The sequence below is a fragment of the uncultured Cardiobacterium sp. genome (genome assembly GCF_938028185.1).
In the GTDB taxonomy this organism is placed as follows: Bacteria; Pseudomonadota; Gammaproteobacteria; order Cardiobacteriales; family Cardiobacteriaceae; genus Cardiobacterium.
Window position 1 is genome coordinate 1 of sequence record NZ_CALJAH010000419.1, and the last position, 4,648, is coordinate 4,648.

3 protein-coding genes are annotated in these 4,648 nt (G+C 64.3%); all 3 read left to right on the forward strand.

What is annotated here, in order from left to right; translation table 11 throughout:
• Window positions 1-1,067, forward strand: a 1,067-nt coding sequence (locus Q0349_RS12145; RefSeq protein ID WP_298081274.1) for an AAA family ATPase, incomplete at its 5' end; no start/stop codon positions are given.
• The gene (folP, locus tag Q0349_RS12150) at window positions 1,067-1,891 is read left to right on the forward strand and encodes a dihydropteroate synthase (RefSeq protein WP_298081275.1); all 825 of its coding nucleotides are present in this window, start codon (window positions 1,067-1,069) and stop codon (window positions 1,889-1,891) included. The genes Q0349_RS12145 and folP, both read left to right, overlap by 1 nt.
• Window positions 1,892-1,912: 21 nt before the next feature.
• On the forward strand, window positions 1,913-4,648 hold a 2,736-nt coding region (locus Q0349_RS12155), incomplete at its 3' end, for a tetratricopeptide repeat protein (protein ID WP_298081277.1).

Sequence of the window (4,648 nt, forward strand, 5' to 3'; positions counted from 1 at the left end):
AGCTCCTGGTTGAAATGGACGGCTTTGAAGGCAACGAAGGCGTCATCGTCATCGCTGCCACCAACCGCCCGGACGTCCTCGACCCCGCGCTGCTGCGCCCCGGTCGTTTCGACCGCCAAGTCGTCGTCGGCCTGCCCGACCTCAAAGGTCGCGAGCAAATCCTCAAAGTGCATATGCGCAAAAAACCGTTCGACGACGCGGTCAAGCCGTTTGACATCGCGCGCGGCACGCCCGGTTTCTCTGGTGCCGACCTTGCCAACCTCACCAACGAAGCGGCGCTCTTTGCCGCGCGGCGCAACCGACAAAAAATCACCATGCAAGACATGGAAGACGCCAAAGACAAAATCATGATGGGCGCCGAGCGCCGCTCGATGGTAATGAGCGACAAAGAAAAAGAAATGACCGCTTACCACGAAGCGGGGCACTGCATCGTCGGCCGCATCGTGCCGGAGCATGACCCGGTGTACAAAGTTACCATCATCCCGCGCGGTCGCGCCCTCGGTGTCACCATGTTCCTGCCCGAACAAGACCGCTACAGCTACTCCAAGCGCCGCCTCGAAAGCCAAATCGCCACCCTCTACGGCGGCCGCATCGCCGAAGCGCTCATCTACGGCGAAGACCAGGTCTCCACCGGCGCCTCGAACGACATCGAACGCGCCACCGCCATCGCGCGCAGCATGGTCACGCGCTGGGGGCTGTCGGAAAAACTGGGGCCGCTCGCCTACGGCGAAGAAGAAGGCGAAGTCTTCCTTGGCCGCTCGGTGACGCAGCACAAAAACGTCTCCGACGAGACCGCGCACAACATCGACACCGAAATCCGGGGCATCATCGACCGCAACTACGCGCGCGCCGAGAAAATCCTGAAAGACAACATGGACATCCTGCACAGCATGACCGCAGCGCTCATCAAATACGAAACCATCGACGAAGGCCAGATTGATGACCTGATGGCGCGCCGCCCGGTACGCGAGCCTGCCGACTGGGACGACCCGGCGGACGACAAACCGCAAAGCCACCACGATGATTTCTCGCTTGGTGGCAACGACAAACCGGCGGAGCAACACTGATGCGTTGCGGCCGCTTCACGCTCGACCTGAGCCACACCAACCTGATGGGCGTGCTGAACAGCACGCCCGATTCATTTTCCGACGGCGGCGCCTGGCTTGACCCCGCCCGCGCCCTTGCTCACGCGCGGCAGATGATTGCCGACGGCGCGGACATCATCGACATCGGTGCCGAATCGACCCGCCCCGGCGCGCGCGAAGTGCCAGCAGAGGAAGAAATCGCCCGCCTGACGCCCATCGTGCAAGCGCTGGTCGCCGACGGCGCGCGCCCCGTCTCGATTGACACCAAAAAAACGGCGGTGATGGCGGCGATGCTGGAGCTCGGCGTTGACCTCATCAACGACGTGCACGGTCTCGAAGACGACGGCGCCCTCGAACTGCTTGCGCGCTACCCCGACGTTGCCATCTGCCTGATGCATATGCGCGGTATGCCCGACACCATGCAGGACAACACCGACTACGCCGACGTCGTCACCGAAGTGGACAGCTACCTGCAAGCGCGCGCCGCCGCCTGTATCGAAGCGGGCATCGCCGCCGACCGCCTCATCCTCGACCCCGGCTTTGGCTTCGGCAAAACCCCGGCGCAAAACATGGCGCTGGTGCGCGAATGCCGCCGCTTCAAACATGACCGCTACCCGGTACTGCTCGGCGTCTCGCGCAAATCCACCATCGGCCACTACCTGCACGACGCGCCCGTCGGCGAACGCCTGCACGGCAGCGTAACGCTCGCTGCCCTGGCCGCCTGGCAGGGTGCGGACATCGTGCGCGTGCATGACGTCGCCGCGACCCGCGACGCGCTGCGCATCACCGCCGCCCTGCGCGGCTAAGCGCCATCCCGGAGGACGCTCATGGACTTCGCCGCCCTGCTTATGCTCCTCGGTCTTGCCGCACCGCCCGACCAACTCCCGCTGCTACCCCCGCCAGCATTGACGACGACGTCGCATCCGCAAAACCCCGCGCTGCGACCGCTGCGCCAACAGGCGGAAGCGGGCAACGCCGACGCCCAGTTCAACCTCGGCATCGCCTGGATCAACGGCAGTGCTGGCACCGTCAATTACGACCAGGCACGCTACTGGTGGGAAAAAGCGGCGGCGCAGGGACAGCGCATCGCCCAATACAACCTCGGCGTGCTCTACGACGAAGGCCGTGGCGTCAGCCAGGACTACCACCTTGCCGCGCAGTGGTACCGCAAAGCCGCCCAACAGGGCTTCATCTCCGCCCAATACAACCTCGGCAACCTCTACCGCGACGGCAAGGGCGTGCCGCAAAACGCCTACATCGCGCGCGACTGGCAGGAAAAAGCCGCCGCCCAGGGCGACCGCGACGCGATGTACGCCCTCGGCAGCCTCTACCGGCACGGCGCGCTTGGCATCAGCGGCGACGGCCAGCACGCCCTCGCCTTCTACTGGCTGGAACAGGCGGCGATGCGCGGCCATCCGCAGGCGCAGGCCGAACTCGCCGGTCTCTACGCGCGTGGCGAAGGCGTCGTCCGCGACCCGGCAATCGCAGCAAAATGGCAACGGGCGGCAGCCACCGCCCAAACCGGCACAGAAAACACCGACAACAGCGACCTGACCGCCATCGAACAAACCGAACAGGCCGCGATGCACGGCGATACGCAGGCGCAGGTCGCACTCGCCAACCATTACGCCCACGGCGACGGCATCGCCCGCGACGAGGAAGCTGCGCTGAAATGGTGGCAGGTTGCCGCCGCCCAGGGCAGCACCGATGCGATGCAGGCGCTCGCCCGCCATTACCGCGACGCCGCCGACCGCTCCCAGGCAGAACACTGGTACCTCGCCGCCGCCGAAAAAGGCGACAGCAGCGCCTACCGCGAACTGGGCCAAATCTACGCCGACGCCCGCCCGCCGGATTACACCACGGCGCGCAAATACTGGCACGCGGGCAAAAAAGGCGACCCTGTCGCGCAGTACCTCATCGGCAAATCCCACAGCGACTGGCGCGAACCGGGAAACCCCAACGCCGCCCACAACGCCTTCTCCGGGTTCCTGCAACATTGCCACGAAGACGAAAACCCGCCTGCCGACTACTGCGCCGATGCCGCCTACCTGACCGCCCTCATCGAACAACACAAACTGCCGGGTTACCAACCCCCGCAGCCGAACGAAGTACGCCAACATTGGCAAGAAGCCGCTTACTGGGGACATCCCGTCGCCCGCGCCTGGCTCGAAACCGCCCCCGCACCGCCGGGGGCGACATCCCCCGCACGCATCGCCGCCACCGCGGCGGCCGCCCAATACCAGCTCTCCTGGCACTACGCCACGGGCGACGGCATCGCCCAAAACCGCGACAGCGCCAACCACTGGCTGCGGCAGACGGCACAAAACGGTCATGCCGCCGCCCAATACTGGCTGGGCAACCATTACTACGACGACACGGCAGACAACGCACAAGACGAAACCACCGCCCGCTACTGGCTGGAACAAGCCGCAACGCGGGGCGATCGCGACCTGCAAAAACAAACCGGCATGACCTACCTTGAGCATGACGACTACCACAACGCCTGCCGTTGGCTCCGGCAGCTCGCCGACCACGGCGACCGCACCGTGCTGCCAGTACTGGAAATGATGAACGACCTGCAACGCGGCAGGGTCACGCCGCTGCCACCGCCCGGAACGGTCGGCAACCATCCGCCCGCGCCTGCCGCTGCCCTCGCCGAAAACACGGCCACGCCCTGGCCGCCCCGGCACAACATCAAATTCTGGCAAGGCGAAAACCCGCTTGCGTCCCATGCCAAAACCTTCAAAGAACGCCAAAAACGGGCACTCGCAGGCGACTGGCTGGCGCAGATTGCCCTCGGCGACGCCTGGTACAAAGGCGAAACCGGCAAAAAAGACGCCCGTCTGGCGCACTACTGGTGGCGAAAATCCCAAACCGCATATGGCCAGGACAGCTACACCCTGTACAACCTCGGCGTCCTCTACGACAGCGGCGAAGGCGTCGCCCGCAACCCGCAACGCGCCGCGCAGTACTACACCGCCGCCGCCCGCCTGAACGACAACGACGCCCGCTACAACCTCGCCCACCTCTATCATTATGGTGACGGCGTCCCGCGCAGCGACATCATCGCGCACTACTGGCTCACCAAAGCCGCCGCACACGAACGCGACGCCATGACCGCCCTCGGAATGCTTTACCAAAAAAGCGACACAGACGACGGCACACAAATGCGCGCCTCCTACTGGCTGGAACAAGCGGCGATGCGTGGCGACGCCCAAGCGCAATACGAGCTTTTCTGGCGTTCCCGCTATGGCTATGGCATTGAGAAAAATCAGGAAACGGCAAACCGCTGGCTACAACAGGCGGCAGAAAATGGCAATGTTGAAGCCCAATACCGGTTGGGCGTGTGTTACTACAACGGATGTTTTGCCGAATTCCGCCAGGACAAACGCATCGGGCGGGAATGGTTGGAAAAAGCGGCAGCACAAGGCGACAGCGATATGCGGTTCCTGATCGGCATGGAATACTTTTTCGGGAGCGACTACGACGATGCCCGCCGCTGGCTACAGCCTGTCGTTACCAGTGAAAGCGACTACGCCAGCATGGCCGTCAGCCTGCTGGAT

Coding starts and splice junctions, on each gene's coding strand:
- folP (WP_298081275.1), top strand. CDS start 1,067: ATGCGTTGCGGCCGCTTCACGCTCGACCTGAGCCACACCAACCTGATG.